This is a genomic window from Streptomyces sp. NPDC046716 (genome assembly GCF_040645755.1).
GTDB lineage: Bacteria > Actinomycetota > Actinomycetes > Streptomycetales > Streptomycetaceae > Streptomyces.
In genome coordinates this window covers 1-26,714 of sequence record NZ_JBEYYU010000090.1, presented here as the reverse complement: position 1 = coordinate 26,714, position 26,714 = coordinate 1, and the positions used below count along the sequence as shown (strand labels likewise).

The window sequence follows — 26,714 nt, the reverse complement described above, 5'->3', positions numbered from 1 at the left end:
GAGTTCTGTTGTGTGTTGGTGGGGTGTCTCGCGCCGGTCCCCGCGCCGCTGAGGGGTTGTCGTTCGGGTGCCGCTCGGTGGGGGCTGGTCGCGCAGTTCCCCGCGCCCCTGAAGGCATGCGCTGCGCGCAGCCTTCCCCTGCCCCTGGGCGAGCGGAGCTCGCTTCCAGGGGCGCGGGGAACTGCGCGAGAAGCCCCACCGGGTCGCGGTCGAAGGACGGCCTGGGGGCGCGGGGAACTGCGCGGGAAGCGGCCGCCGGGTCGCGGATGACGTACGACCCAGGGGCGCGGGGAACTGCGCGGGAAGCGGCCGCCGGGTCGCGGATGACGTACGACCCAGGGGCGCGGGGAACTGCGCGAGAAGCGGCCGCCGGGCCGCGGGCGAAGAACAAGCCAGAGGCGCGGGGAACTGCGTGGTCAGTCAGCCGCCGGGGTGCGGGGAACTGTGTGATCAGGTGGGCGTCGGGGTGGGGGCGTTACAGGAGGGACGGGACCTCTTGGGCGGAGACGGAGCGGGCGGCGCGCTCCAGGGCGCTGGCGAGCAACGCCAGGTCCGTCGGGCCGTTGCCCAGCTCACGGACCGGACGACGGTCCGGAGGATCACCCATGCGGGCCCAGTCCAGGACGACCACGGTGGGCCGGAGAGTGGCCGTGCGCGGAATGCGCCCGGTGACCCGCCCGGCCTGCACCCCCAGATCCCGCCCGTCGGCGGCGAACAACCGCCCCCGCCCCGGCGCCGGATCCTCGGGCCCCCCGCCCCGCACGGCATCGAGCACCACCCGGGGCCGAGCCACCCACCCCTCGGCCCCGCCGGAGGCGAACGCCGCGACGAGATGCACCCCGAGCCGCTCCCCGTCCCGCGCCACGGCCTCGAGCGCCCGCACCACGGACCCCGCGGCGGGCCGCCCCGGCGACCCGAGCGGCGGCGACAGCAGCGCGTCCAGATCGTCGACGACCACCACGAGCCGCGGCAACGGAGGCGCCGCCTCCGTCTTCTCCCGCGCCGCGCCGGGCCGCAGCCGCATCGTGGGCATCGTCGAGCTGGGCGGCGTGTCGAGATCCCCCGTGTCGGCCCCGGCCCCGGCCCCGGAGGCGGGCGCGCTGCGCTGGGAGACGAGCCGGCCGGCGACGGTGCGCTGGGTGTGCCACTCGGTGAAGTGCGTACGCCCTATCAACTCGGCCCGCCGCTTCAGCTCGGTGCTCAGCGACTGGGCGAACTCCCGCATCCGCACCGGGTCGTTGGCCGCCAGATGGGTCGTGACGTGGGGCAGGTCGGTGCAGACCCGCAGCCCGTCCGCCGTACCGCCCGGTCCACCGGTGCCGCCCTCCCCGTCGATGAGGACGAGGCTGAGCCGGTCCGGCCGCTCGGCGGCGGCGAGCGACGCGGCGACCGAGCGCAGCAGCTCCGTACGGCCACTGCCCGCGGGCCCCTCGACCAGCAGATGCGGACCGTCGGCGGCGAGATCGACCCCGACCGGGCCGCGCGGCCCGGCGCCGAGCACCGCCACCACCCGGCCGCCCAGGGAGTCCGGGTCGTCCGAGGCCGCCGCCCAGCGCGCCATCAGCGACGCCGGGGTGGCCCGGGCGAGCCCCAGCTCGTCGAGGAGCCGGGCGACCTGGGGCAGCGGCGCCGACACGCGCGCGTGCGGGCCGCCCGATGCGCCCGTGCCGTCCGTGCGCAAGGGTGCGAGCGCCCGCGCGAACCGCTCCGCCCACGCGAGCGACACCGCGTCCACCGTGGCCACGGTGCCGTGCCCGACGGGCTGTCCCTGTGCGGCCCGGTGCAGCCGCAGCGAGGTCGCCACGTCCCCGCTGAGCAGCGCCACGGCGCCGCACGCGCGAAAGGCCGGGCTCTGCGCGCAGGCCGCCTCGTAGGTCCGGTCGACCGGGGAGGCCGGAGTCGTCGCCGGCGTCTCGGCCAGGCACACCACGTGGATCCCGGCAGCGGCCCCTTCGGCGGCGAGCCGCACGGTGGCCTCCCGCAGCGTCGCCGACCCCGGGTCGCCGTCGACGACGACCACGGAAGCGGCGTCCGGGCGCAGGCCCGCGGCATGGTCGTCGAGGCGGCGCAGCAGCTCACCGGTGCGGGCGGCCGCCTGCTCCCGGTCGTACGCGAGCAGCAGCCGGCAGTCCTGCCCGTGGGCCGGACGCACGTGCGGCAGCCAGCCGAGCCAGGACCACTCGGCGATCCGCTCCGCCTCGGGCCGCGCCCGGTCGGTGCTGATCAGCACGATCTCCAGCCGGTCCGGGGCGTGCAGCGCGGCGAGCTGGGCCACGACCGCGCGGGCCAGACCGGCGAGCCGCGCCCGCGGCCCCGCGAGCCCGAGCGCGCCCGCCTCGGCGAGTCCGACGGTCACCGGCACCGCGGGGAGCAGTCCGGCCCCGCCGGGTCCCGGCCGGTCGACGGCGCCGAGCCGTACGGCCAGCGCCTCGGGGTGTCCGGCACCGCGCTCCCACAGGCGTGGCCCCGGGCCGAGCGCGGTGAGCAGCAGCGTGGCGGCGTCGGGCCAGGTCTCGGCGGTGGCGGGCACCGCGGGCGCGGGTCCGTCACCGGTGCGGGGAGCGGGTACGCCGGGCTGCTGCGGTGCGCGCATCGGGTACGGCTCGTGGATCGCGTGCTCGGCGTCCTCGAAGTCCGCGCCGCCCTCGGTGTCGCGCCCGGACCGCTCGTCGCGTCCGGGGCCGCGCCGCAGCAGCCGCCCCAGACCGCCGCGCCTGCGCCCGCCGCGCGGCAGCTCGGTACCGCGCGGCGGTGTGCCGGTCGGCGTCCGCTCCACGTCGGGCGCCCCGCCCTGCCCCGGCACGACGGGCTGCGCGCTCCCGGGCGCCGAGTCACCAGCGGCGCCCCAGGACGCGTCCCCGTACGTGTGCCGGGTCTCGTCGGAAGGCACCACCGGGGAGGAAGGGGAAGGGGAGGGGGACGACGAGGGAAGCGGGGTGTCGGCGGCGGGCCGCCGGGTGTCCGCCGTGCCGAGCGCCACCCGCACCTGCCCCTCGCCGTCGGGCGCGGTCGGCAGCGGTGCCGTGCGGGCCGTGCCGCCCGCCGCCGTGACCCGCAGCGCCGACTCGCCCAGGCGGAGCAGCGTGCCGGGGGAGAGGCGCACGGGGCGCTCGTCGAGGGGGCGGCCCTCCAGCGTCGTCCCGTTCGTCGAGCCGAGGTCCGCGACCGTGACCCGGCCGTCGGGGGTGAGCGTCACCGCGCAGTGCAGCCGTGACACGTCCGGGTCGTCCAGGCAGACGTCGGCGTCGGCGGAGCGGCCGATGCGGATCTGGCCGCCGTGCAGCAGGTGGACGCCGCCCGCGTCCGGCCCCGCCACCACGTGGAGCTGGGCCGCCGCCGAGTCGGGGTCGGGGCCGGGGTCGGTGGGGCCGCCGAGCGAGAGCACCGCGCCGTCGGTCAGCGGCGGCTCGCCCAGCAGGCAGCGCTGGGGATCGAGCCGCTCATGGCCCGCGTACAGCACGGAGGAGGGGGCGTCGGCGCCCGCGACGGCCGCGACCAGGCCGGAGAGGACCGCGGCGAGCGCGGTGCCCGCGGGCGCTGTGACCAGAAGGTCGCAGGGCGGGGATGCTGCGGCCTCGACGGAGGCCATGACGGTAAGCCGGATCTGCATCGCCGTCAGCGGTCCCTTCTGCGCGGGCACCCGGGCCAGGGACGCCCGCGGTCCCCACCGCAGATTCCCCCGCCGCCACGGGCACGTCAGCCAGTGCTGAGAGGCATCCTCGCACCTGCCACTGACACTTCGCCCGCCCCCCACCCGTAAGTGATCTTGATTGGTCGGCTCTGCCCGCAAAAGTGCCTGCTCTGTCGTCGCCGGACGTCTGGTTGAGATCGCTCACGTCTCTCATCGGCAACCGAAAGTGCCGGACTTGCGTCTTTCGGACGAGGTCTGTCCGTCGAACACGGGTATGAGTGGTCAAAGAAGATCGACAGCCTGTACCTCGTGCGGCGCCACTACAGTGGGTCGGAACACAGTTCGCAAGCCAAGCAGGGAGCGCATGACGTGCGGCCGGTAGGCAGCAAGTACCTGCTCGAGGAGCCGCTCGGACGCGGCGCCACGGGCACCGTCTGGCGGGCCCGCCAGCGCGAGACCGCGGGCGCCGAGGCGGCCGTCGCCGGGCAGCCCGGCGAGACCGTCGCGATCAAGGTCCTCAAGGAGGAGCTGGCCAACGACGCGGACGTGGTGATGCGCTTCCTCAGGGAGCGCTCCGTCCTGCTCAGGCTCACCCACCCGAACATCGTGCGCACGCGCGACCTGGTCGTCGAGGGCGAGATGCTCGCCCTGGTCATGGACCTGATCGACGGTCCCGACCTGCACCGCTATCTGCGCGAGAACGGCCCGTTCTCGCCGGTCGCGGCCGCGCTGCTGACCGCGCAGGTCGCCGACGCGCTGGCCGCGAGCCACGCCGACGGCGTCGTGCACCGGGACCTGAAGCCGGCGAACGTGCTGCTCAAACAGGACGCCGGCGGGATGCACCCGATGCTCACCGACTTCGGCATCGCGCGCCTGGCGGACTCCCCGGGCCTGACCCGCACGCACGAGTTCGTGGGCACGCCCGCGTACGTCGCGCCGGAGTCCGCCGAGGGGCGCCCGCAGACCAGCGCGGTCGACATCTACGGCGCGGGCATCCTGCTGTACGAGCTGGTGACCGGCCGCCCGCCGTTCTCCGGCGGCTCCGCCCTCGAAGTGCTCCACCAGCACCTCAGCGCCGAGCCCCGCCGCCCCTCCACCGTGCCCGACCCGCTGTGGACGGTCATCGAGCGCTGCCTGCGCAAGAACCCGGACGAGCGGCCGAGCGCGGAGAACCTGGCGCGCGGTCTGCGCACCGTCGCCGAGGGCATCGGCGTGCACGCCAACAGCGCGCAGATCGCCGCCGCCGAGGGCGTGGGCGTCCTGCTGATGCCCGATCCGGACCCGGCCCAGGTCCCGGACGTCCCGGGCGCCGCCGACCCGACGCAGGTACTGCCGAACAACGCGTCCGGTTTCGGCCAGGTCGATCCGAACGCCGCGACGAGCGTCATGCAGCAGCAGGGCGGCCAGGGCGGCCAGTACGGCGCCGCCGACCCGACGGCCGTCATGCCGCCGGTCCCGCAGAACCCGCCGGGCGCCGGCGACCCCGACGACCCGCACCCGTGGCAGAACCAGCTGCGCGCGGCCCGCGACCGCAACGAGCAGACGCAGGTCCAGTACCTCGACCCGAACGAGGACCCGCTGCGCCGGCGTCCGCAGCGCCAGGTCCAGCAGCCCCAGCAGCAGCCGCGCCAACAGCAGTACGCGCCCCGGCAGCAGCGCCAGGCGCCGCGCTCGACCCCGCAGCCGCAGCAGCCCCAGCAGCCCAGGCAGCAGCCGCAGCAGTACGCGCCGCCGCAGCCGCCGCCCCAGCAGCAGCGGCCCGCGCGCGAGCCGCGCCAGCGCAGCGCCAACCCGATGAAGATCCCCGGTCTCGGCTGCCTCAAGGGCTGCCTGTTCATGATCGTGATCCTCTTCGTGGTGAGCTGGCTGGTCTGGGAGTTCACCCCGCTCCAGGACTGGATCGGCACCGGCAAGGGCTACTGGGCGCAGCTGTCCGACTGGTTCTCGACGGTCACCGGCTGGATCGGCGATCTGGGGAGCAAAACCGGCAACTGAACTGCGATGTTGGAGATTTGTCGACATCCGGCGGGTGATTTCCCGCTCTGATGCGTTGGTTGGCGTCCGGGCCGCGTAGCTTGGGCGCCAACACGCGTCGGTAGGAGCAGTCTTGGCACGGAAAATCGGCAGCCGGTACACCGCACACCAGATCCTGGGTCGCGGCAGTGCGGGCACCGTGTGGCTGGGCGAGGGACCCGACGGTCCCGTCGCCATCAAACTGCTGCGCGAGGACCTCGCCTCCGACCAGGAACTCGTCGGACGCTTCGTCCAGGAGCGCACCGCCCTGCTGAGCCTCGACCACGCGCGCGTGGTCGGCGTTCACGACCTGGTCGTCGACGGCAACGACCTGGCGCTGGTCATGGACCTCGTCCGCGGCACCGATCTGCGCACCCGCCTCGAGCGCGAGCGGCGCCTCGCCCCCGAGGCCGCCGTCGCCATCGCCGCCGACGTCGCCGACGCGCTGGCCGCCGCGCACGCCGCCGGCATCGTCCACCGCGACGTGAAGCCCGAGAACATCCTGCTCGACATGCAGGGCCCGCTCGGCCCCGGCGGCGCGCACCCCGCGCTCCTCACCGACTTCGGCATCGCCAAGCTGATCGACACCCCGCGCCGCACCAAGGCGACGAAGATCATCGGCACCCCGGACTATCTCGCCCCCGAGATCGTCGAGGGCCTGCCGCCGCGCGCCGCGGTCGACATATACGCCCTCGCCACGGTCCTGTACGAGCTGCTGGCCGGCTTCACGCCCTTCGGCGGCGGGCATCCCGGGGCCATCCTGCGCCGCCACGTCACGGAGACCGTCGTCCCGCTCCCCGGCATCCCGGACGAGCTGTGGCAACTGCTCATCCAGTGCCTCGCCAAGGCGCCGGCCTCCCGGCTGCGGGCCTCGGAGATGGCCGCCAGGCTGCGCGAGCTGCAGCCGTTCCTGGCCGGGATGGCGCCGCTCGACGTCGACGAGCCCGACGCCGAGCAGGACCCCGAGGAGCCGCAGGCCCCGGCCGAGGAGCCGGTGGCGGTGGAGCGGCCCCGGCGCGGTGCCGTGCCGCTGGTGCCGGGCAAGGCCTCCGCCGACTCCAACCGCGACACCCATACGTCGATGAGGGTCCCGGCGCCGGACGAGCTGGCGGGCGGTGCGCGCGGCACGGCGCGGGCTCCCCGGGCCGCGGGTGCGCCCCGGCCCGGTTCGGCCCGCAACCGCCACTCCGCGCGGCGGCGCCGGATCACTCTCGGAGTGGCCGGGCTGGTGCTGGCCGCGGTGGTGGGGGGCGGTGTCTGGGCCATCTCCTCCGGAGACGACGAGCAGCCCCCGTCCGACAACCAGAACTCGGCACCGGCGGCGCCGTAGCCGGTGGCCCTGGACGAGCGGAGCTCGTTTCGGGGGCGCGGGGGACTGCGCGACCAGCCCCCACCGGCCCGCAGCCGACCGACAACCGAGGAGCCCCAGGAAACCAGGGCACCCGGCACCCGGCGGAAGCCGCTTGCGGCAGACGTTAGGCTGGTGATGTGGCAGTCGTCGATGTATCCGAAGAGCTGAAGTCCCTCTCCTCGACCATGGAGTCGATCGAGGCCGTCCTGGACCTCGACAAGCTGAGGGCAGATATCGCCGTGCTCGAGGAGCAGGCGGCCGCCCCGTCCCTGTGGGACGACCCGGAGGCGGCACAGAAGATCACCAGCAAGCTGAGCCACCTCCAGGCGGAGGTGCGCAAGGCGGAGTCCCTGCGCGGTCGCATCGACGACCTCTCGGTCCTCTTCGAGATGGCCGAGGAGGAGGACGACCCGGACACCCGCGCCGAGGCGGAGTCCGAGCTGACGTCCGTGAAGAAGGCGCTGGACGAGATGGAGGTCCGTACCCTCCTGTCCGGCGAGTACGACTCCCGCGAGGCCCTGGTCAACATCCGCGCGGAGGCCGGCGGCGTCGACGCGGCGGACTTCGCGGAGCAGCTCCAGCGCATGTACCTGCGCTGGGCGGAGCGCCACGGCTACAAGACCGAGATCTACGAGACGTCGTACGCGGAAGAGGCCGGCATCAAGTCGACCACCTTCGCCGTCCAGGTCCCGTACGCCTACGGCACGCTCTCCGTCGAGCAGGGCACGCACCGCCTGGTGCGCATCTCCCCGTTCGACAACCAGGGCCGCCGCCAGACGTCCTTCGCGGGCGTCGAGGTGCTCCCGGTGGTCGAGCAGACCGACCACATCGACATCGACGAGTCCGAGCTGCGCGTCGACGTCTACCGCTCCTCGGGCCCCGGCGGCCAGGGCGTGAACACGACGGACTCCGCGGTCCGTCTGACCCACATCCCCACCGGCATCGTGGTCTCCTGCCAGAACGAGCGCTCGCAGATCCAGAACAAGGCCACGGCGATGAACGTGCTGCAGGCCAAGCTCCTCGAGCGCCAGCGTCAGGAGGAGCGGGCCAAGATGGACGCCCTCAAGGACGGCGGCAGCTCCTGGGGCAACCAGATGCGTTCGTACGTCCTGCACCCGTACCAGATGGTCAAGGACCTCCGGACGGAGTTCGAGGTCGGTAACCCGCAGTCGGTGCTCGACGGCGAGATCGACGGTTTCCTTGAGGCCGGCATTCGCTGGCGCAAGCAGCAGGAGAAGTAAGCGACACGGCTTTATCGACAAGGCAACTGCCGCTCGAAGAGCGGCAGTTGCCTTTCTTTGTGCGGGAAATGTGAAGGCCCATCCGCCTTTTACATCACAGTCACATGTCCGTAGGCCGGTCAATTCCCCTGGATAGGGACATTGAGTACGCAACGGCCTTGACGTTGATCTGAAAACTGGACAGGCTGGCGCGCGGCATGCGTATCAGTGGGACGCGTGTGTACGGGGGACGGGTCGGACGAGGCCCTTGCTGCCCCTGGAACGCGGTCCCTGGCGCTGCTCCATCGACGATTGGCTACTGGGGGTAGCAGACAGATGACCAAGAAGACGCGGATCCGTGTCGCGCGGATAGCTGCCGGCGCGGTGATCGCCGCCGGTGCGTCGCTGACCGCCGCGGGGGCCGCCTCGGCCGCCGATGGTACGACGGGCGCCGATGACAGTTGCTTCCTCGGTATTTGCCTCGGCGGCGGCGAGGACGGCGGTTCGACCGACGGTGGCACCGACGGCGGCACCGATGGTGGCACCGACGGCGGCGGCGACGCCGGCGGCGGCCTGGTCGAGGGTGCCATCGGCGGGTCCACCGATGACGGTGGCACCACCGACGGCGGGACCACGGACGGCGGCACCACCGACGGTGGCACCACGGACGGTGGCACCACGGACGGCGGGACCACCGACGGTGGCACCACCGACGGCGGGACCACGGACGGTGGCACCACCGACGGCGGGACCACCGACGGTGGCACCACCGACGGCGGTTCGGGCAACAACGGTGGCTCGGGCGACAACGGTGGCTCCGGCGACAACGGTGGCTCGGGCAACAACGGCGGTTCGGGCAACAACGGTGGCTCCGGCAACAACGGCGGCTCGTCGTCGACCGGTGGCGACAACACCAACCCCGACGGCAACAACAACCCCGTCGAGCAGGGCCAGGGCAAGGACAGCCTCCAGGACACCGGCTCCGACGCCACGGAGCAGGCCGGATCGTCGAACAACGGCGAGCTGGCCGAGACCGGTTCCTCCGGCACCACGTTCCTGCTGATCGGCGCCGCGACCATGATCGCGGGCGGTGTGGGCTTCCGCCTGCTGCCGCGCATGGCGGCCGGTCGCAACACCGCTGTGTGAGCCGTGTGACCAGCGTGACGTGACCCGGGGCTGACCCGGACCACGAGAAGGCCCGGAGCCGATCGGCTCCGGGCCTTCTCACATCTGGTCGCCGCCGAGGCGGCTAGGCGGTCTGGTGCGCGAGCAGCGCCACGGCCGCCACGAGCACCACCACCAGCGCGATCAACGCCGTCGGGTTGAGCCCGGACAGCGGATTCTGCTGCTGGAGCCGCTCACGGTTCGCCCGGCAGACCGGGCAGCGGCCCTCGCTCACGGGCGCCGCGCAGTTCGCGCACACCAACCTGTCGTAGGTCATGCGCCTCTCCTCCTCCCGCGCGGCGGAGCCGGCCACCGAGTCACCCACTGGTTCTCTCCGCTCAACGCTCCGGGAAACGCAACCGTTCCCCCCTCCACTGTGCCAGCTTCGCGGAATTTCGGCGCGTTCCCCTCACAGGACCGTCGCTGACCAGGCACGGGACGGACAAAAGCGGCAACGCAACGGGTCCCGCACCAGGACAAAACACTCAACCCGGGTCGGCGCCTGATATCCGCGAGCCCATTCGCGTAGGGTCACGCTCACCTACGGGGTGTCCGCAGACGCCCCGCCCCCTACGCCCCCGACGCCCCGAGGCGCACCAGTGATCCGATTCGACAACGTCTCCAAGGTCTACCCGAAGCAGACCCGACCCGCTCTGAGGGATGTATCCCTGGAGGTCGAGCGCGGCGAGTTCGTCTTCCTGGTCGGCTCGTCCGGCTCCGGCAAGTCGACGTTCCTGCGCCTCATCCTGCGTGAGGAGCGCTGCAGCCACGGCCAGGTGCACGTGCTGGGCAAGGACCTGGGCCGGGTCTCCAACTGGAAGGTCCCGCAGATCCGCCGCCAGCTCGGCACGGTCTTCCAGGACTTCCGGCTCCTGCCCAACAAGACGGTCGGTGAGAACGTCGCCTTCGCGCAGGAGGTCATCGGCAAGTCCCGCGGCGAGATCCGCAAGTCCGTGCCCCAGGTGCTCGACCTCGTCGGCCTCGGCGGCAAGGAGGAGCGGATGCCGGGCGAGCTGTCCGGTGGTGAGCAGCAGCGCGTGGCCATCGCCCGCGCCTTCGTCAACCGCCCCAAGCTGCTGATCGCGGACGAGCCCACGGGCAACCTCGACCCGCAGACGTCGGTCGGCATCATGAAGCTGCTCGACCGCATCAACCGCACGGGCACCACCGTGGTGATGGCCACCCACGACCAGAACATCGTGGACCAGATGCGCAAGCGCGTCATCGAGCTGGAGAAGGGCCGCCTCGTCCGCGACCAGGCACGCGGCGTCTACGGCTACCAGCACTGAGAAGTACCGAGTGAAGCTGCGAAAGGCTCAGTAAGCGCTATGCGTGCCCAATTCGTTCTGTCGGAGATCGGCGTCGGTCTGCGGCGCAATCTCACGATGACCTTCGCCGTCGTCATCTCGGTGGCCCTCTCGCTCGCCCTGTTCGGCGCCTCGCTGCTCATGAGCGATCAGGTCAACCAGATGAAGGGCTACTGGTACGACAAGGTCAACGTCTCGATCTTCCTGTGCAACAAGGGCGACTCCGAGTCCGACCCGAACTGCGCCAAGGGTCCGGTCACGGCCGAGCAGAAGAGTCAGATTCTGGACGACCTGAAGAAGATGACGGTCGTCGACAAGGTCGCGTACGAGTCCCAGGACCAGGCCTACAAGCACTACAAGGAGCAGTTCGGCGACTCCCCGCTGGCCAGTTCGCTCACCCCGGACCAGCTGCAGGAGTCGTACCGGATCAAGCTCAAGGACCCGGAGAAGTACGAGGTCATCGCGACCGCGTTCAACGGCCGGCCCGGTGTGCAGTCCGTGCAGGACCAGAAGGGCGTGCTCGACAACCTCTTCAAGCTGCTCGGCTACCTGAACTACGCGGCGGGCGCGGTGATGGCGGTGATGCTCGTCGTGGCGCTGCTGCTGATCGTGAACACCGTGCGCGTCTCCGCGTTCAGCCGCCGCCGTGAGACCGGCATCATGCGGCTCGTCGGGGCCTCCGGCTTCTACATCCAGGCGCCGTTCATCATGGAGGCCGCGGTCGCCGGACTCATCGGCGGCGGTATCGCCTGTCTGTTCCTGGCGGGCGGCCAGTACTTCGTGATCGACAACGGCGTGGCGCTCTCGGAGAAGCTCCAGCTCATCAACTTCATCGGCTGGGACGCCGTGTTGACGAAGCTGCCGCTCATCCTCGCCGTGAGCGTGCTGATGCCCGCCCTGGCCGCATTCGTGGCGTTGCGCAAGTACCTGAAGGTGTGACGAGAGTCCCCCGTACCGCGGGGCGCCGCGCGGCTCAACGAGCCGTACGGCCCCCCGCGTTGTCCTAGACTCACCGACATGTCAGGCCCGGATCGGTTCTCGGTGAAGTCTGCGGCATCCGCACCAGCCGCACCGTCCGCGGCTCGCCGCATCGGCCGAGGGGCCGCTCTGACCGTGGTGTTCAGCTGCGTCCTCGCCACCGGCGCCGCGACCGGGGCCCTGCCCGGAGAGGCCGGCGAGACGTCCGCGCCGCAGGACAGCGCCGTCGCCCCCCGGTCCGCGAAGTCGTCCGGCACCGCCGACGGCAAGACCTCCGACGACGCGGCGGAGGCCGCCTACGAGGCGATGTCCGACGGCAAGTCCCCCGAGCAGTCCGCGCAGGCCGCCGAGGAGGCCGTCAGCCGCAGCGGCGACCGCTGGGGCGCCGTCTACTCCCAGGGCGAGTACCAGGAGTTCGAGCAGGCCCTCGACGGCGAGTACACCGGCGTCGGCCTGTGGGCCCGGCGCACCGTCGACGGTCAGGTGCAGGTCACCAAGGTGCGCTCCGGGTCGCCCGCCGCGCGGGCCGGCATCCGCGACGGCGACCGCATCGCGGCCGTCAACGGCAGGACGGTGACCGGCCGGCCCGTCACCGAGGTGCTGACCCTCCTGCGGGGCGAGCGGGCCGGGACCTCCGTCCATGTGGGCCTCCAGCGCGGCACGCGCGCGTGGAGCGAGACCCTGCGCCGGGCCAACCTGCCCACCGACTCCGTCTCCGTCGGCCGTCTCGGCAGCGGGGCGACGCTGGTCAAGGTCACCGCGTTCACCAAGGGCGCCGGTGAGAAGGTGCGCACGGCGGTGCGCTCGGCGCCCGCGCGCGGGGGAGTCGTCCTCGATCTGCGGGGCAACTCCGGCGGCCTGATCGACGAGGCGGTCACCGCGGCCTCCGCCTTCCTCGACGGCGGACTCGTCGCCACCTACGACGTCCGCGGCAGCCAGCGCGCCCTGCACGCCAGGGGCGGCGGCGACACCACCAGACCGCTGGTCGTGCTCGTCGACAGCGGCACGATGAGCGCGGCCGAACTGCTCACCGGCGCCCTCCAGGACCGCGGCCGCGCCGTGGTCGTGGGCACCCGCACCTTCGGCAAGGGCTCGGTCCAGATGCCGAGCAGGCTGCCCGACGGCTCGGTGGCGGAACTGACGGTCGGGCACTACCGCACTCCGTCGGGCCGCGGGGTGGACGGCAGGGGCATCACCCCCGATCTGGACGCCGACAAGGACGCCCTACGACGGGCGGAGACAGTATTGACTGGCCTCGGGGCCCCCTCGTAGTGCGAAAATGGCCAGCACTATGGCCAAGGCAATGTACGTACCGAAGGAGTCCCAGCCCAAGCAGGGCAAGGGGAAGGCGTCCGACCAGAAGGACGGCAAGCGCAAGATCGTCGCGCAGAACAAGAAGGCGCGGCACGACTACCTGATCATGGACACCTACGAGGCCGGCATCGTGCTGTCCGGCACCGAGGTCAAGTCGCTCCGCCAGGGACGCACGTCCCTGGCCGACGCCTTCGTCCAGATCGACGGGGGTGAGGCGTGGCTGCACAACGCCCACATCCCGGAGTACAGCCAGGGCACCTGGACCAACCACGCGGTGCGCCGCAAGCGCAAGCTGCTCCTGCACCGCGAGGAGATCGACAAGCTGGAGTCGAAGTCCCAGGAGTCGGGTCACACGATCGTGACCCTCGCGCTCTATTTCAAGGACGGCCGTGCCAAGGCCGAGATCGCGCTCGCCAAGGGCAAGAAGGAGTACGACAAGCGGCAGACCCTGCGTGAGCAGCAGGACCGGCGGGACTCGGACCGGGCGATCGCGGCGGCCAAGCGGAAGCAGCGGGCGCGCGAGCGCTGACGCCCGCCGGGAATAGGCTGGCACCGTCGTGCGTTGTTCACGTACGATGGCACTGCTCCTCACGCGGGAGCGCCGGATCCTCGGATCCACCTTGAAAAAACAACATGGGGATGATCGGTTTCGACAGCGGATGTCGAAGCAGGTGAAGCGTGTCGAGGAAGCGGCAATGATCTCGTAAACCATATGTCGCAACCAATAATCGCCAATTCCAAGAGCGATTCCCAGTCCTTCGCCCTCGCTGCCTAATAACAGCGACTGAAGGACCCTAAAAGGGTGTCAGCCCGGGGGTGTTCCCGACCCGGACCCTGGCATAATCTAGGGAACTAAACCATCGAGCCCGGTCACGGGGTTCGATGGGAAATCAAACAGTGACTGGGCCCGTCGGCGACTTGTTCGCGTGATCACCGGGGCCGAGAAAATCGAAGCGAACTGCACACGGAGAAGCCCTGCTGCTGCACCGTTGGACGCGGGTTCGATTCCCGCCATCTCCACTCATATCCCATGCGATGCCGGCCCGACTGTGACCCACAGTCGGGCCTTCGTCGTTGTGTGGTCCCGCTACATGTCTGGTGGGACGTGCCGGTTCTACGGTCCCTCTCCATGAACCCCCACACCAGAGACACCGCACTCGCCAGAGCCGTCACCCTCCTCACCGCGCTGCTGCTCGCGCTCTTCCTCCCCACGCCGCCCCGGGCGTCCGCCGCCGCGGGCATCCAGGAAGTCACCGGATTCGGGTCCAACCCGGGCGCGCTCAAGATGTTCCGTTACGTTCCCGACGGGCTGCCCGGCGGGCGGCCCGTCGTCGTCGCGCTGCACGGCTGCACGCAGAACGCCTCCGGGTACGGCACCGGCAGCGGCTGGACCGAGCTCGCCGACCGGTGGGGCTTCTCCGTCGTGCTGCCGCAGCAGACCAGCGGCAACAACGCCAGTTCCTGCTTCAACTGGTTCGAGACCGGGGACATCGCCCGCGGCCAGGGCGAGGCCGCCTCGGTCGCGCAGATGGTCGACAGGCAGGTCGCCGACGCCGGTGCGGACGCCTCGCGCGTGTACGTCACCGGGCTCAGCGCCGGCGGCGCCATGACCGCGGTGATGATGGCGACGTACCCGGAGAAGTTCGCCGCGGGCGGCGTCGTCGCCGGGCTGCCGTACGGGTGCGCGCAGGCCGCCGGATCGCCGTACGTCTGCATGTACGTGGGCGCCACCCAGACCGCGAAGCAGTGGGGCGACCGGGTGCGGGCCGCCCGCCCCGGCCACACCGGGCCGTGGCCCCGGCTCACCGTCCTCCAGGGCAGCGCCGACTACACGGTCAAGCCCGTCAACATGACCGACCTGATGAAGCAGTGGACCGACGTGCTCGGCGCCGATCAGACCGCCGACATCAGCGACACCGTGTCCGGCTATCCGCACCAGGTCTTCAGGACCGGCTCGGGGGCCACGGCCGTCGAGACGTACAGCATCACGGGGATGGGGCACGGGCAGCCCGTCGACCCGGGGAGCGGGGCCACGCAGTGCGGGACGGCCGGGGCCTACATCCTCGATGTGAATCTCTGCGCCGCGTACGTCCTCGGGCACTCGTGGGGTCTTGGCTGAGCCCTCCTCCTCCGGGATGCTCCTGACGCATGAGCACACCTGACGGAACCGTGAGATCCAACTTCCGTACGAGGGTGCGACGGTGGGCCCTGCCCGCCGTCGTCGCCGTCACCGCCGCCACTCTGTCCTGGGGCGGGCCCGCCGGTGCCGACTCCGACCCCAGCGGGCTGACCGGAGCCATCGACACCATCCTCGGCGACCCGCGGATGGAGGGCGGCGCGGCCAGCGTCGTCGTCGCCGACGCGCGCACCGGCGAGACGCTGTACCAGCACGACCCGACCGGACGGCTCGCCCCCGCGTCCAACACCAAGCTGGCCACCTCGGCCGCGGCCATGGGACTGCTCGGCCCCGGCTACACCTTCTCGACCGATGTCCTCGCCGACGGGCGCGTGCGTGGCGGCGAACTGCGCGGAGACCTGTACCTGCGCGGTACCGGCGACCCCACGACCCTCGCCGCCGACTACGACGAGCTGGCGGCGCGGGTCGCGGCCGCCGGGGTGAAGAAGGTCGACGGGCGCCTCGTCGCCGACGACACCCGCTTCGACCGACAGCGCATCGGCGACACCTGGGGCGGTGACGACGAGTCCTCGTACTACGCCGCCCAGATCTCCGCGCTGACCGTGGCCCCGGACACCGACTACGACGCCGGGACCGTGATCGTCGAGGTCGCGCCCGGGGCGAAGGCGGGGGACCGGCCCGTCGTCAGCGTCACGCCGAAGACCTCGTACGTGCGGCTCGACGTGCGGGCGCGGACCGTGGCGGCCGGCGCGGACGGCGGTGTCACCGTCGAGCGGCAGCACGGTACGAACACCATCACCGTCAGCGGGAGCGTGCCCGTGGGCGGTGACACCGCCAAGGAGTGGGTCACCGTCTGGGAGCCGACCGGGTACGCGGCCTCCGTCTTCCGCGCCGCGCTCACCGCGCACGGGGTCAGGGTGAGCGGCACCACGAAGCTCGGCGGCGCCACCCCGGCCGGATCGAAGGCGCTCGCCACACACCGCTCCATGCCGCTGAAGGACCTGCTGGTCCCCTTCATGAAGCTGTCCAACAACATGCACGCCGAGTCGCTGATCAAGGCCATGGGGTACAAGGCGACGGGCGAGCCCGGGAGCTGGGGCGACGGGACCGCCGCCGTCGCCGGATACCTGAAGGGCGTGGGCGTCGACGCGGGGAAGATCCGGCAGGTCGACGGCTCCGGCCTGTCGCGCAAGGACAACTTCGCGGCACGGCAGCTCGCCGACCTGCTGCTGAAGGTGCGCGGGGAGCCCTGGTACGCCGACTGGTACGCGGCGCTGCCGGTGGCCTGCGACCCGGACCGGTTCGTCGGCGGCACCCTGCGCTCGCGGATGTGCGGCACGCCCGCCGCGCTCAACGCCCGCGCGAAGACCGGCTCGCTCACCGGCGCCTCGGCCCTCTCGGGGTACGTGAAGGACGCCGACGGGCGCGAACTGGTCTACAGCGTCGTCCAGAACAACTACCTCGCGGACTCCGTGAAGCCGCTGGAGGACGCCATCGTCGTGACGCTCGCGAAGTCCACGGCGAAGGAGGCGTCGGCCGTGCTGCCCAGGACCACCCGCGCCGTGCCCGCCGCCGAGCGCGACGGCGACCTGGAGTGCTCGTGGCGCAAGCCCGCCACCTGCTGATCACCGCAGGGAGCGCAGGTAGCCGTAGGCGGACAGCAGCAGCGCGGTCGTGGCCGCCGTGACCGGGACCGCGTACGCCGCGGTGGGGCCCCAGTGTTCCACCGCGGCGCCGCCGGTCGCCGAACCGGCCGCGATCCCGCCGAGCAGACCGGTCACCGCGAGGGTCATACCCTCGTTCAACTGGCCCTCGGGCGTGCGCCGCTGGACGAGCGTCATGCCCGTCACCATCGTCGGCGCCGTCGCCATGCCCGCGATGAGCAGCGCGCCGCCCAGGACGTAGAGGGAGCCGGTGAGCGCCGCCGCGAGCAGCGGGAGCGTCATCAGCACCGCCATGGCCGCCACGCACAGCGGGTGGCGGCGCTCGGCCGGACCCGTCGGCTTCAGCGCGCCGTAGACGAGCCCCGCCGCGCACGACCCCGCCGCCTGGAGCGCGAGCACGCCGCCCGCCCACGCCTTGTGGCCCTGCGCGTCGGCGAAGGCGACCGTGACGACCTCGAGGGAGCCGAAGATCGCGCCCGTGGCGAGGAAGGCGATCAGCAGGGGCGGCATGCCCCGCGCGCGCAGCGGCGACCGGGTCGCCCTCGTCGGTCTGCCGGCCGGGGGCTCGGTGGCCCGCTGCGCGGCGAAGACCAGCACCCCGGTCACCATGAGCACGGCGCTGACCAGCGTGCCCGCCTCCGGGAACAGCGAGCCGCACAGGAACGCGGCGACCACCGGGCCCAGCATGTAGCAGAGTTCGTCGGCCGCCTGCTCGAAGGAGTTCGCGGTGTGCAGCGCGTCCGGATCGCCCTTGAGCAGATGTGCCCAGCGGGCCCGGGACATGCCGCCCGTGTTCGGCGTCGTCGCCGAGGCCAGATAGGCGGCGAACAGCGTCCAGTCCGGGGCGCCGAAGCGCACGCACAGAAGCAGCGCGAGCGAGCCGCACGCCGATATCGCGGCCGCCGGGACCGCGATCCTGGCCTGCCCGTGGCGGTCGACGAGACGGGCGGTCCACGGGCCGACGACCGCGTTGGCGACCAGGCCCGTGGCGGTGACGGCGCCCGCGAGCGCGTACGAACCGCGGGCCCCGGAGATCATGATGACCGCGCTGATGCCGAACATCCCCTGCGGGAAGCGGGCGATGAGATTGCCGAGGGTGAAGGCGCGGGCGCCGGGGATCGAGAACAGACGGAGATAGCCGCGCCGCTCCGGACTCCGGGTGATCGTCGTATCAGCCATGACAAGAGCGTCGCCGCAGGTCACGTACGGGGTCCAACACCTGCTCGGTGCCGATTCACGCACATGTGTTGTAAGTTCGCCGGATGCCGAACTCCGCGCACGGGGTCGAGCCCCGGCTGCTGCGCGCCTTCCTCGCCGTCGCGGACGAACTCCACTTCACCCGCGCCGCCGCCCGCCTCTACGTCGCCCAGCAGGCGCTCAGCCGCGACATCCGCCGCCTGGAACGGGAGCTGGGCGCCGAGCTGTTCGGCCGCACGACCCGGCAGGTGACGCTCACCGCCGAGGGGGCGCGGCTGCTGCCGTACGCGCGGCGGGCCGTCGAGGCGCAGGACGAGCTGCTCGCCGCGTTCGCCCGGCCCGCCGCCGGGTACCGGCCGCTGCTCGTGGACGTCAACAGCCCCGGGCTCGTGACCGAGCGGGTCCTGGGGCGGGCCCGCGAACTCGCCCCGGAGTGCGAGCTGATGGCCCGCTACGAGAGCGGGCTGACCGGCGCCGCCGCCGAACTGCTCGCCGGGCGGCTCGACGTGTCCTTCGGGCGGTTCGGCGGGCTCGACCCCGCCGTGCGCGAGCGCCTCGCCCAGCAGCCGCTGCGCTACGAGCCGATGGCGATCGTGCTGCCCGACGACCACCCCCTCGCCGCGCTGGACGCGGTCCCGCTGGACCGGCTCGCGGGGGAGACCGTGTACGCCGGTGCGGGCAATCCCCGTACTCCCGAATGGACCGATCTGGCGCGGCGGTTGTTCGCCGGCCGGGACATCGCGGTCGCGCCGCCGGCCCCGCTCGCCGTCGGGCAGGAGGAATTCCGGCGGATCATGACGAAGTACCGTCATCCGGTCCTGGCCGCGGTGGACTTCCCGGCCATGCCCGGGTCGGTGCTGAGACCCCTGGTCGATCCGGTGCCGCTGTCGCCCGTGTCGGTGGTCTGGCGAAAGGGCCGAAAGCATCCCGGAATCGCGGCGGTGCGGGCCGCGGCGAGGGAGCTGGCCCGGAAGAATGCGTGGCTCACGCAGCCCGAGAATGCGTGGATACCGGCCACAGATGCACTCATCATGATGAGTCGGGACTGACACGTGGACACGACTGTCACCGGCGTGCGCTACATTCATCGGGCGGGCGCAGTGTGATAAGGGGGGCGCCCGGATCGGGTGGGGGCTCGGTCCGGGGCGACAGATGCCCGCTCGTCGCACGCCCACTCGTGAACATGAGGAAGACATGTCCTGGGGGGATGTGCGTACGGTGGAGAACTGGCGAGAAGATGCCCTGCCCGGGCACACCCATGATCCCCATGAGGTGACGATCCAGCTCGACGGCGCGGGCCGCCTGCTGGGCGAGATGATCGCCGCGGGCAAGCGTCCGGGCGAGGAGATACCGATACCGGGCCGCGAGCCCGGCGTCGACAAGGAAGTCCCCGTGTTCGTCGACGACTCGGGGCGGCGCGGCCGCACCTTCCGGCGCGTCGGCGTGGCCCTCGGCCTGGCCTGCGCGGTCTACGCGATCGTCATCGTCGTCACCCTGTTCTCCGGGAGTTCGAGCGCGCCCGCGCTGCCGGACCTCGCCGACGAGGACCAGAAGTCGGCGGAGCAGGTCGACACCACCCCCCAGGCGCCCACCGGCTCCGCGTCACCCGCCGCGCCCGCGGGCTCCACCCCGGGCCCGAGCGCCTCCGGCACCGCGGCCGACGCCTCGGGAGCGCCCGGCGACGCCGCCTCGTCCTCCGCGGACGCGAGCACCGAAGGCCAGGGCGTGCCCGGCACCGGCGCCACCGGCTCCGGCAACCCGACGGGCCGCGCCTCCACGAAGCCGGCCGACCCGGAGTCCCCGGCGGGCGGGGCCTCGACGCCCGCCGCCCCGTCGACACCGGCCGGCCAGCCGTCGGCGACCGCCCCGACGGACGACCCGCCCGCGGACGGCGACCCGGGCGGCACCGACGCCGTCTCGTACCGCACCGCCACCAGAACTCCTGTGCCCCTCCAGGGCGCCGAACCGGCGGGGTCGTCGCTCGCGTCCTAGGGCCTGACTTCCCCGGCGCGCAGCACCTCCCGCCCCGGCGGGAGCGATACCTCAGCCTTCCCCCTCCCCCCGCACCGTCCCCGGCCGTGTCCCCGCCGCGTTCCGTCCGGCGTCCCCGGAAAGCAGCGTCCTGTAGAGATGAGCGACCTGTAGAGATGTCCGACCGCTCCCGTTCCCGGCGGGTCCCCACCGCCCGCACCGCCCGCAGACGCCGGCTCCCGCTGCGCTATCTCCTGCCCTCGCTGCTGCTCGTGGCCATGATCGCGATGCTCATGCTGCGCGGCTACGTGCACAGCGAGATCATGGCCGACCACCGCATCCAGCCGGAGGCCGCCACCGACAAGGTCCCCGAGAAGATCCTCGACGGCGGCCCGGTCATCGACACCCGCGGCGGCCAGGACGCCAGCCGTTCCATAGCCGACCACAAGCTGGTGCTCACCTTCGACGACGGGCCCGACCCGGAGTGGACCCCGAAGGTCCTCGACGTCCTGAAGAAGCACCACGCGCACGCCGTCTTCTTCGTGACCGGCACCATGGCCTCGCGCTACCCCGAGCTCGTGCGGCGCATGGTCGCCGAGGGGCACGAGGTCGGCCTGCACACCTTCAACCACCCCGACCTCTCCTACCAGTCGGCGAAGCGCATCGACTGGGAGCTGTCCACGAACCAGCTGGCGCTGGAGGGCGCGGCGGGCGTGCGCACCTCCCTCTTCCGGCCGCCGTACTCCTCGTTCGCCGACGCCATGGACGACAAGTCGTGGCCGGTCGCCCGGTACATCGGCTCGCGCGGCTACCTCACGGTCGTCAACAACACCGACAGCGAGGACTGGAAGCGCCCCGGCGTCGACGAGATCATCCGCCGGGCCACCCCGCACGGCGGCAAGGGCGCCATCGTCCTCATGCACGACTCCGGCGGCGACCGCTCGCAGACCGTCGCCGCGCTCGACCGCTTCCTGCCCGACCTCCAGCACGAGGGCTACCGGTTCCAGAACCTCACCGAGGCCCTGGACATGCCCAGCGCCCACACGCCCGTCACCGGCATGGACCTGTGGCAGGGCAAGGCGTGGATCTACGCGGTCGACGCGTCGGAGAACATCACGGGCGTGCTGGTCGTCGGACTCGCCGTCATCGGCGTCCTCGTCATGGGCCGCTTCGGCCTGATGCTGATCCTGTCCGCCGCCCACGCGCGGCGCGTCCGCAAGAAGGGCTTCGCCTGGGGGCCGCCGGTCACCGAACCGGTCTCGGTCCTCGTCCCCGCGTACAACGAGGCCAAGTGCATCGAGAACACCGTGCGTTCGCTGATGCTCAGTGAGCACCCCATCGAGATCATCGTCATCGACGACGGCTCGACGGACGGCACGGCCCGCATCGTGGAGAACCTGCGGCTGCCGAACGTCCGGGTGGTGCGCCAGCACAACGCGGGCAAACCGGCCGCGCTCAACAGGGGCCTGGCGAACGCCCGGTACGACCTGGTCGTGATGATGGACGGCGACACCGTCTTCGAGCCGGCGACGGTGCGCGAGCTGGTCCAGCCGTTCGGCGACCCGCGCGTGGGCGCCGTCGCGGGCAACGCCAAGGTGGGCAACCGCGACACCCTGATCGGCGCCTGGCAGCACATCGAGTACGTGATGGGCTTCAACCTCGACCGCCGCATGTACGACCTGCTGCGCTGCATGCCGACGATCCCGGGGGCCGTGGGAGCCTTCCGCCGGTCGGCGCTCGAACCGATCGGCGGCATGAGCGACGACACGCTCGCCGAGGACACCGACGTCACCATGGCGCTGCACCGCGACGGCTGGCGCGTCGTCTACGCGGAGAAGGCCCGCGCGTGGACCGAGGCCCCGGAGTCCGTCCAGCAGCTGTGGTCGCAGCGCTACCGCTGGTCGTACGGCACCATGCAGGCCATCTGGAAGCACCGCCGCGCGGTGATCGAGCGCGGCCCGTCCGGCCGCTTCGGCCGCGTCGGCCTGCCCCTCGTCTCGCTCTTCATGGTCCTCGCCCCGCTGCTCGCCCCGCTCATCGACGTCTTCCTGCTGTACGGGGTCGTGTTCGGCCCCACCGAGAAGACGGTCGTCGCCTGGCTGGGCGTCCTCGCGATCCAGGCGGTCTGCGCGGCGTACGCCTTCCGGCTCGACAAGGAGAAGATGACGCATCTCATCTCGCTCCCGCTGCAACAGCTCCTCTACCGGCAGTTGATGTACGTCGTGCTGCTCCAGTCCTGGATCACCGCGCTCACCGGTGGCCGCCTGCGGTGGCAGAAGCTGCGGCGCAGCGGCGCGCTCGGCTCGGCGCCGGGCGCGCAGCCGTCGGCGCAGCCCACCGCCGTGATGGCGGGCGGCGCCCGGAGGCAGCCGCGATGACCACTCCCCGCACCGACCTCGGCGACGACTTCCACGAGCGCGTCGAGCAGCCCACTCGGCACCGGCCACCCGAGCGGCCGGCACCGTTCGCATGGCCGACCCCACCAGATCAGAAGGCACCGAGCGTGACCGATTCCCTGCCCGCCGTCGGGCGTGCCCGACACGCGGCCGTCCCCGTCCCCGTCCCGGCACCGTTCACCCCCGTCGCCGAGGCGCCCGCACCCGCCGGCGCACCTGCGGCTGCCACGGCACCGAAGGGCGGCCGGGACCGGTACTTCGACTTCCTGCGGGCTCTGGCCCTGTTCCGGGTGGTCTTCTACCACCTGATGGGCTGGGCCTGGCTGCCCATCGTCTTCCCGTCCATGGGCGTGATGTTCGCGCTCGCGGGCAACCTGATGGCGCGCTCGCTCAAGCGGCCCCCCGTCCAGGTGGTGCGAGGACGCATGCGCAGACTGTTGCCCCCGCTGTGGCTTCTGGGAGCGATAGGCGTCACGGGCATGCTGCTTCAGGGCTGGGGACCCGACGGCGATGATCACCCCGGCTGGTGGTGGGTCCACCTGGCCTACTGGGTGGTTCCGTTCGGCGATCCGCCCTTCGCCGAGGGCCTGAAGGGCATCCACGGGGTCATCGGCGACGACTGGGCCGCCGAACTGGCGGGACCGCTGTGGTACATCCGCGCCTACCTCTGGTTCGTCCTGCTGTCGCCGCTCCTCCTGAAGGCCGTACGCGCGATGCCGTGGGCGACGATCGCCGCGCCGATCGTCCTGTCCGGCGCCTTCGCCTTCGGCGTCGTCTCCATCCCCTTCGCGCGCATCGACTCGAACATCACCGACTTCAGCACCTTCGGGGCCTGTTGGGTGCTCGGCATGGCGCACAGGGAGGGCATCCTCCAGCGGATCCCGCGCTACATCGTCCCGTCCGTCGCCCCGGCGATCGCCGTTCTGGGACTGTGGTACGCGTTCGGCCAGGGCTTCAAGGAGGGCCACGACCTGGACGACATCCCGTTCGGCCAGGCGCTGTGGTCCTTCGCGACGGTGCTGCTGCTCCTGCACTTCAGCCCGTCGTGGGAGCAGTGGCCGCGGCTGCTGCGCCCCTTCGACAAGCTGATCACGCTGCTCAACTCCCGCGCCGTGACCATCTATCTGTGGCACAACATCTGCATCCTGCTGGCCGCGACCCTGTGGGACCAGCTGTGGAACATCGACGTGATGTGGCAGCACTTCTCGTGGCTCCTGGAGAGCTCGTGGCCGGTGCTGCTCTTCACGTGGAGCTTCATCGGGTGCTGCATCGTCCTGTTCGGCTGGGTCGAGGACCTGGCGGCCAAACGCTCGCCCACCCTGTGGCCCACCGGGCAGAAGAGCTGACGGGTCTCCCGGCCCGGCGCGGCCCCGGCTGCGCTGGGCCAGGCTCGGCCCCGAGCCTCACCACGGACCGCCCGGCCGGGTGAGAGCAACGTTCCCGGGCGGTCACTCCACGCCACAACGCGGAAATTTGCCGTGCCTACCTTCGGTCGCAGCAGCCGTACCCCGTGACCTGGAGGCGTGAGATGGCCGGCCCTGAGGACCTCAAGGCGCAGACCCGAAGCCGGAGCTGGATCGAGCGGTGGGATCCCGAGGACGAGACGTTCTGGGCGCGGACCGGCGCCAGGATCGCCCGGCGCAACCTGATCTTCTCCATCCTCTCCGAGCACATCGGGTTCTCCATCTGGAGCCTGTGGTCGGTGATGGTCCTGTTCATGGGGCCCGAGTACGGCATCGACCCGGCGGGGAAGTTCTTCCTCGTCTCGATGGCCACCCTCGTCGGCGCCTTCGCCCGGGTGCCCTACACCTTCGCCGTCGCCGTCTTCGGCGGCCGGAACTGGACGATCGTCTCGGCGAGCCTGCTGCTCGTGCCGTCGGTCGCCGCGTTCGCCGTGATGGAGCCCGGCACCTCGTACAGCACGTTCATGGTGTGCGCGGCGCTCACCGGTGTCGGCGGCGGCAACTTCGCCTCCTCCATGACGAACATCAACTCCTTCTTCCCGCTGAGGAAGAAGGGCTGGGCGCTCGGCCTCAACGCGGGCGGCGGCAACATCGGGGTGCCCGTCATCCAGCTCGTCGCGCTCGCCGTCATCGGCGCGAGCGGCGGCCCGCGCGTGCTGCTCGGCATCTACATCCCGCTGATCGTCGTCGCGACGGTCCTCTCGGCGCTGTTCATGGACAACCTGGCGACGGTCAAGAACGACACCGGCGCCGCCAAGGAGGCCGTGCGCGACACCCACACCTGGATCATGGCGTTCCTCTACATCGGCACGTTCGGCTCGTTCATCGGCTACTCGTTCGCCTTCGGCCTGGTCCTCCAGACCCAGTTCGGCCGCACACCGCTCCAGGCCGCCTCGATCACCTTCATCGGCCCGCTGCTCGGCTCGCTGATCCGCCCGGTCGGCGGCCGGCTCGCGGACCGCTTCGGCGGCGCCCGCATCACCCTGTGGAACTTCGCGGCGATGGCCCTCGCCACGGCCGTCGTCGCCCTCGCGTCGGTGGCGAAGTCGCTGCCGCTGTTCACCGTCGCGTTCATCCTGGTGTTCGTGCTCAGCGGGCTCGGCAACGGATCCACGTACAAGATGATCCCCGGGATCTTCCAGGCCAAGGCGGAGAGCAAGGGGCTCACCGGCGAGGAAGCGGCCGCCTACGGGCGACGGCTCTCCGGTGCCTCGATGGGGCTGATCGGCGCGGTCGGCGCACTCGGCGGCCTCGGCATCAACCTGGCCTTCCGGCAGTCCTTCCAGACGGCGGGCACCGGCACCGGCGCCTTCGTCTCGTTCCTCGTCTTCTACGCGGTGTGCTTCGCCGTGACGTGGGCCGTATACCTTCGCCGCTCGGCCGCCCGCTCCGGTGCGACGGCCGCCACGGAGACGAAGCCGCAGCTCAGCTACGCCGAAGTGTGAGGGACGCTCCCGTAACACGTACGCAATCATGTTGATCCGGGTCTGTCACGGAGCGTTGGCAGGCTCGGACGACGCCACACTGTGACCAGGCGTGTACGGGACGACCGTCGAGCGGGACGAGAACCAGCATGTACGACGAACAGCAGACCGCCGGGGCCGACCGGGCACCGGCCCACGGACCGCTCGCGGGTTTCACCGTCGGGGTGACCGCCGCGCGCCGGGCCGACGAACTGGGGACGCTGCTGAAGCGGCGCGGTGCCGCCGTGCTGCACGCGCCCGCGCTGCGCATCGTGCCGCTCGCCGACGACAGCGAACTGCTCGCCGCCACCAAGCAGTTGATGGACCACGCGCCCGACGTGGTGGTGGCGACGACCGCGATCGGCTTCCGCGGCTGGGTGGAGGCCGCGGACGGCTGGGGGCTCGGCGACGCCCTCCTCGCACGGCTCGGCAGCGTCGAACTCCTCGCGCGGGGGCCCAAGGTGAAGGGCGCGATCCGCGCCGCGGGGCTCACCGAGGAGTGGTCGCCGTCGTCGGAGTCGATGGCGGAGGTACTCGAACGGCTCCTCGCCGAAGGGGTGGAGGGCCGCCGCGTCGCCATCCAGCTGCACGGCGAGCCGCTGCCCGGGTTCGTCGAGGCGCTCCGGGAGGCGGGGGCCGAAGTGGTCGGCGTGCCCGTCTACCGGTGGATGCCGCCCGAGGACATAGGGCCCGTGGACCGGCTCCTCGACGCGACGATCGCCCGGAGCGTCGACGCGCTGACGTTCACCTCGGCACCGGCCGCGGCCTCGCTGCTGACCCGTGCCGAGGAGCGCGGTCTGCTGCCCGAGCTGCTGTCCGCGCTGCACCACGATGTCGTGCCCGCCTGTGTGGGGCCGGTGACCGCGCTGCCCCTGCAGGCGCGCGGGGTGGAGACGGTGCAGCCGGAGCGCTTCCGGCTCGGGCCGCTGGTGCAGCTGCTCTGCCTCGAACTGCCCTCGCGGGCGCGGACGTTGCCGATAGCCGGGCACCGGATGGAGATTCGCGGGCACGCGGTGCTGGTCGACGGTGAGCTGCGGCCCGTGCCGCCGGCCGGCATGTCGCTGCTCCGCGCCCTCGCCCGGCGGCCCGGGTGGGTCGTGTCCCGTGCCGATCTGCTCCGGGCGCTGCCCGGTGCCGGGCGCGACGAGCACGCCGTGGAGACGGCGATGGCCCGTCTCCGGTCGGCCCTGGGCGCGCCCAAGTTGATCCAGACCGTGGTCAAGCGGGGTTACCGCCTGTCCCTGGACCCGGCTGCGGACGCCAAGTACTCCGACGGTTAGCGGACGTCTCCCGGGCGCGGCCCGGTGGCCGCTTCTCGCGCAGTTCCCCGCGCCCCTGGCCAGTCCCTCACCGGGTTCTCGCCGAGGGCCTTGGTGAGCTTGTCCTGGTTGGCCTCGGTGGCGCCGCCGGACATCTTCACCATGACCTGCATGTCGGTGGCCGCG

Annotated in this window: 19 protein-coding genes and 1 other RNA gene; 17 read left to right on the top strand and 3 right to left on the bottom strand. The window is 72.0% G+C overall.

Features of this window, described 5'->3' with window-relative positions:
* Positions 1 to 475 precede the first annotated feature (475 nt).
* Positions 476 to 3,610 (bottom strand): FHA domain-containing protein, encoded by a 3,135-nt coding sequence (locus ABZ930_RS38530; RefSeq protein WP_361559203.1) that lies wholly within the window; start codon positions 3,608 to 3,610, stop codon positions 476 to 478.
* A gap of 390 nt (positions 3,611 to 4,000) precedes the next feature.
* Between ABZ930_RS38530 and ABZ930_RS38525 the strand changes: the two genes are divergently transcribed.
* The 4 genes from ABZ930_RS38525 (at position 4,001) to ABZ930_RS38510 (ending at position 9,361) form a co-directional block, all read left to right on the top strand.
* A complete protein-coding gene (locus tag ABZ930_RS38525) occupies positions 4,001 to 5,626 on the top strand; it encodes a serine/threonine-protein kinase (protein ID WP_361559200.1) in 1,626 nt (541 codons plus the stop codon).
* 112 nt (positions 5,627 to 5,738) lie between these two features.
* Positions 5,739 to 6,974: a serine/threonine-protein kinase gene (locus tag ABZ930_RS38520; protein WP_361559197.1), complete on the top strand. Its 1,236-nt coding sequence runs from the start codon at positions 5,739 to 5,741 to the stop codon at positions 6,972 to 6,974.
* 158 nt (positions 6,975 to 7,132) lie between these two features.
* Positions 7,133 to 8,236 carry a peptide chain release factor 2 gene (prfB, locus tag ABZ930_RS38515; protein WP_361559194.1) on the top strand — a complete coding sequence of 368 codons (1,104 nt, stop codon included), beginning with the start codon at positions 7,133 to 7,135 and terminating at the stop codon, positions 8,234 to 8,236.
* A 315-nt stretch (positions 8,237 to 8,551) separates the two neighbouring features.
* On the top strand, positions 8,552 to 9,361 hold the full coding sequence (locus tag ABZ930_RS38510; protein WP_361559191.1) for an LPXTG cell wall anchor domain-containing protein: 810 nt from the start codon (positions 8,552 to 8,554) through the stop codon (positions 9,359 to 9,361).
* 103 nt (positions 9,362 to 9,464) lie between these two features.
* Here ABZ930_RS38510 and ABZ930_RS38505 read toward each other — a convergent pair whose 3' ends face one another.
* Complete coding sequence (locus tag ABZ930_RS38505; protein WP_361559188.1) at positions 9,465 to 9,656, bottom strand: hypothetical protein; 192 nt, start codon at positions 9,654 to 9,656, stop codon at positions 9,465 to 9,467.
* 322 nt (positions 9,657 to 9,978) lie between these two features.
* Here ABZ930_RS38505 and ftsE point away from each other — a divergent pair, with 322 nt between their 5' ends.
* From ftsE to dacB, 7 genes are all read left to right on the top strand, one after another.
* Entirely contained in the window at positions 9,979 to 10,668 is a 690-nt protein-coding gene (gene ftsE / locus ABZ930_RS38500; protein WP_026245701.1) for a cell division ATP-binding protein FtsE, read from the top strand.
* Positions 10,669 to 10,707: 39 nt separating this feature from the next.
* Positions 10,708 to 11,625, top strand: coding sequence for a permease-like cell division protein FtsX (ftsX, locus tag ABZ930_RS38495; RefSeq protein WP_361559184.1), 918 nt, complete (start codon positions 10,708 to 10,710; stop codon positions 11,623 to 11,625).
* 174 nt (positions 11,626 to 11,799) lie between these two features.
* Complete coding sequence (locus ABZ930_RS38490; RefSeq protein WP_361559181.1) at positions 11,800 to 12,936, top strand: S41 family peptidase; 1,137 nt, start codon at positions 11,800 to 11,802, stop codon at positions 12,934 to 12,936.
* Between the two features lie 31 nt (positions 12,937 to 12,967).
* Positions 12,968 to 13,507, top strand: coding sequence for an SsrA-binding protein SmpB (gene smpB, locus ABZ930_RS38485; protein ID WP_361559206.1), 540 nt, complete (start codon positions 12,968 to 12,970; stop codon positions 13,505 to 13,507).
* Positions 13,508 to 13,613: 106 nt separating this feature from the next.
* Positions 13,614 to 14,001: a transfer-messenger RNA gene (gene ssrA, locus ABZ930_RS38480) on the top strand.
* Positions 14,002 to 14,107: 106 nt separating this feature from the next.
* Positions 14,108 to 15,097, top strand: coding sequence for a PHB depolymerase family esterase (locus ABZ930_RS38475; protein WP_361559178.1), 990 nt, complete (start codon positions 14,108 to 14,110; stop codon positions 15,095 to 15,097).
* A 29-nt stretch (positions 15,098 to 15,126) separates the two neighbouring features.
* Positions 15,127 to 16,740, top strand: coding sequence for a D-alanyl-D-alanine carboxypeptidase/D-alanyl-D-alanine-endopeptidase (gene dacB / locus ABZ930_RS38470; RefSeq protein ID WP_361559175.1), 1,614 nt, complete (start codon positions 15,127 to 15,129; stop codon positions 16,738 to 16,740).
* Here the strand turns inward: dacB and ABZ930_RS38465 are convergent, their stop codons facing one another.
* Positions 16,741 to 17,958 carry an MFS transporter gene (locus ABZ930_RS38465; protein ID WP_361559172.1) on the bottom strand — a complete coding sequence of 406 codons (1,218 nt, stop codon included), beginning with the start codon at positions 17,956 to 17,958 and terminating at the stop codon, positions 16,741 to 16,743.
* 83 nt (positions 17,959 to 18,041) lie between these two features.
* On the opposite strand from ABZ930_RS38465, the gene ABZ930_RS38460 reads away from it, so the two are divergent.
* The 6 genes from ABZ930_RS38460 to ABZ930_RS38435 all read left to right on the top strand — a co-directional run bounded on the left by ABZ930_RS38460 (position 18,042) and on the right by ABZ930_RS38435 (position 26,549).
* A complete protein-coding gene (locus ABZ930_RS38460; protein WP_361559169.1) occupies positions 18,042 to 19,025 on the top strand; it encodes a LysR family transcriptional regulator in 984 nt (327 codons plus the stop codon).
* A gap of 223 nt (positions 19,026 to 19,248) precedes the next feature.
* Positions 19,249 to 19,968 (top strand): hypothetical protein, encoded by a 720-nt coding sequence (locus ABZ930_RS38455; protein ID WP_361559166.1) that lies wholly within the window; start codon positions 19,249 to 19,251, stop codon positions 19,966 to 19,968.
* A gap of 155 nt (positions 19,969 to 20,123) precedes the next feature.
* Positions 20,124 to 22,325, top strand: a complete 2,202-nt coding sequence (locus tag ABZ930_RS38450; RefSeq protein WP_361559163.1) for a glycosyltransferase — start codon at positions 20,124 to 20,126, stop codon at positions 22,323 to 22,325.
* Between the two features lie 125 nt (positions 22,326 to 22,450).
* On the top strand, positions 22,451 to 23,689 hold the full coding sequence (locus ABZ930_RS38445; RefSeq protein ID WP_361559160.1) for an acyltransferase: 1,239 nt from the start codon (positions 22,451 to 22,453) through the stop codon (positions 23,687 to 23,689).
* 182 nt (positions 23,690 to 23,871) lie between these two features.
* Positions 23,872 to 25,251: a nitrate/nitrite transporter gene (locus ABZ930_RS38440; protein ID WP_361559157.1), complete on the top strand. Its 1,380-nt coding sequence runs from the start codon at positions 23,872 to 23,874 to the stop codon at positions 25,249 to 25,251.
* A gap of 128 nt (positions 25,252 to 25,379) precedes the next feature.
* Positions 25,380 to 26,549, top strand: coding sequence for a uroporphyrinogen-III synthase (locus tag ABZ930_RS38435; RefSeq protein WP_361559154.1), 1,170 nt, complete (start codon positions 25,380 to 25,382; stop codon positions 26,547 to 26,549).
* The last annotated feature ends 165 nt before the right edge of the window (positions 26,550 to 26,714 follow it).

Bases quoted from the DNA above. Each gene is read 5' to 3' on its own strand.
- ABZ930_RS38505 (WP_361559188.1), bottom strand. From the start codon at position 9,656: ATGACCTACGACAGGTTGGTGTGCGCGAACTGCGCGGCGCCCGTGAGC.
- ABZ930_RS38440 (WP_361559157.1), top strand. From the start codon at position 23,872: ATGGCCGGCCCTGAGGACCTCAAGGCGCAGACCCGAAGCCGGAGCTGG.
- ftsX (WP_361559184.1), top strand. From the start codon at position 10,708: ATGCGTGCCCAATTCGTTCTGTCGGAGATCGGCGTCGGTCTGCGGCGC.
- ABZ930_RS38450 (WP_361559163.1), top strand. From the start codon at position 20,124: ATGTCCGACCGCTCCCGTTCCCGGCGGGTCCCCACCGCCCGCACCGCC.
- ABZ930_RS38510 (WP_361559191.1), top strand. From the start codon at position 8,552: ATGACCAAGAAGACGCGGATCCGTGTCGCGCGGATAGCTGCCGGCGCG.
- ABZ930_RS38475 (WP_361559178.1), top strand. From the start codon at position 14,108: ATGAACCCCCACACCAGAGACACCGCACTCGCCAGAGCCGTCACCCTC.
- smpB (WP_361559206.1), top strand. From the start codon at position 12,968: ATGTACGTACCGAAGGAGTCCCAGCCCAAGCAGGGCAAGGGGAAGGCG.
- ABZ930_RS38435 (WP_361559154.1), top strand. From the start codon at position 25,380: ATGTACGACGAACAGCAGACCGCCGGGGCCGACCGGGCACCGGCCCAC.
- ABZ930_RS38465 (WP_361559172.1), bottom strand. From the start codon at position 17,958: ATGGCTGATACGACGATCACCCGGAGTCCGGAGCGGCGCGGCTATCTC.
- ABZ930_RS38460 (WP_361559169.1), top strand. From the start codon at position 18,042: ATGCCGAACTCCGCGCACGGGGTCGAGCCCCGGCTGCTGCGCGCCTTC.
- dacB (WP_361559175.1), top strand. From the start codon at position 15,127: ATGAGCACACCTGACGGAACCGTGAGATCCAACTTCCGTACGAGGGTG.
- ABZ930_RS38530 (WP_361559203.1), bottom strand. From the start codon at position 3,610: ATGCAGATCCGGCTTACCGTCATGGCCTCCGTCGAGGCCGCAGCATCC.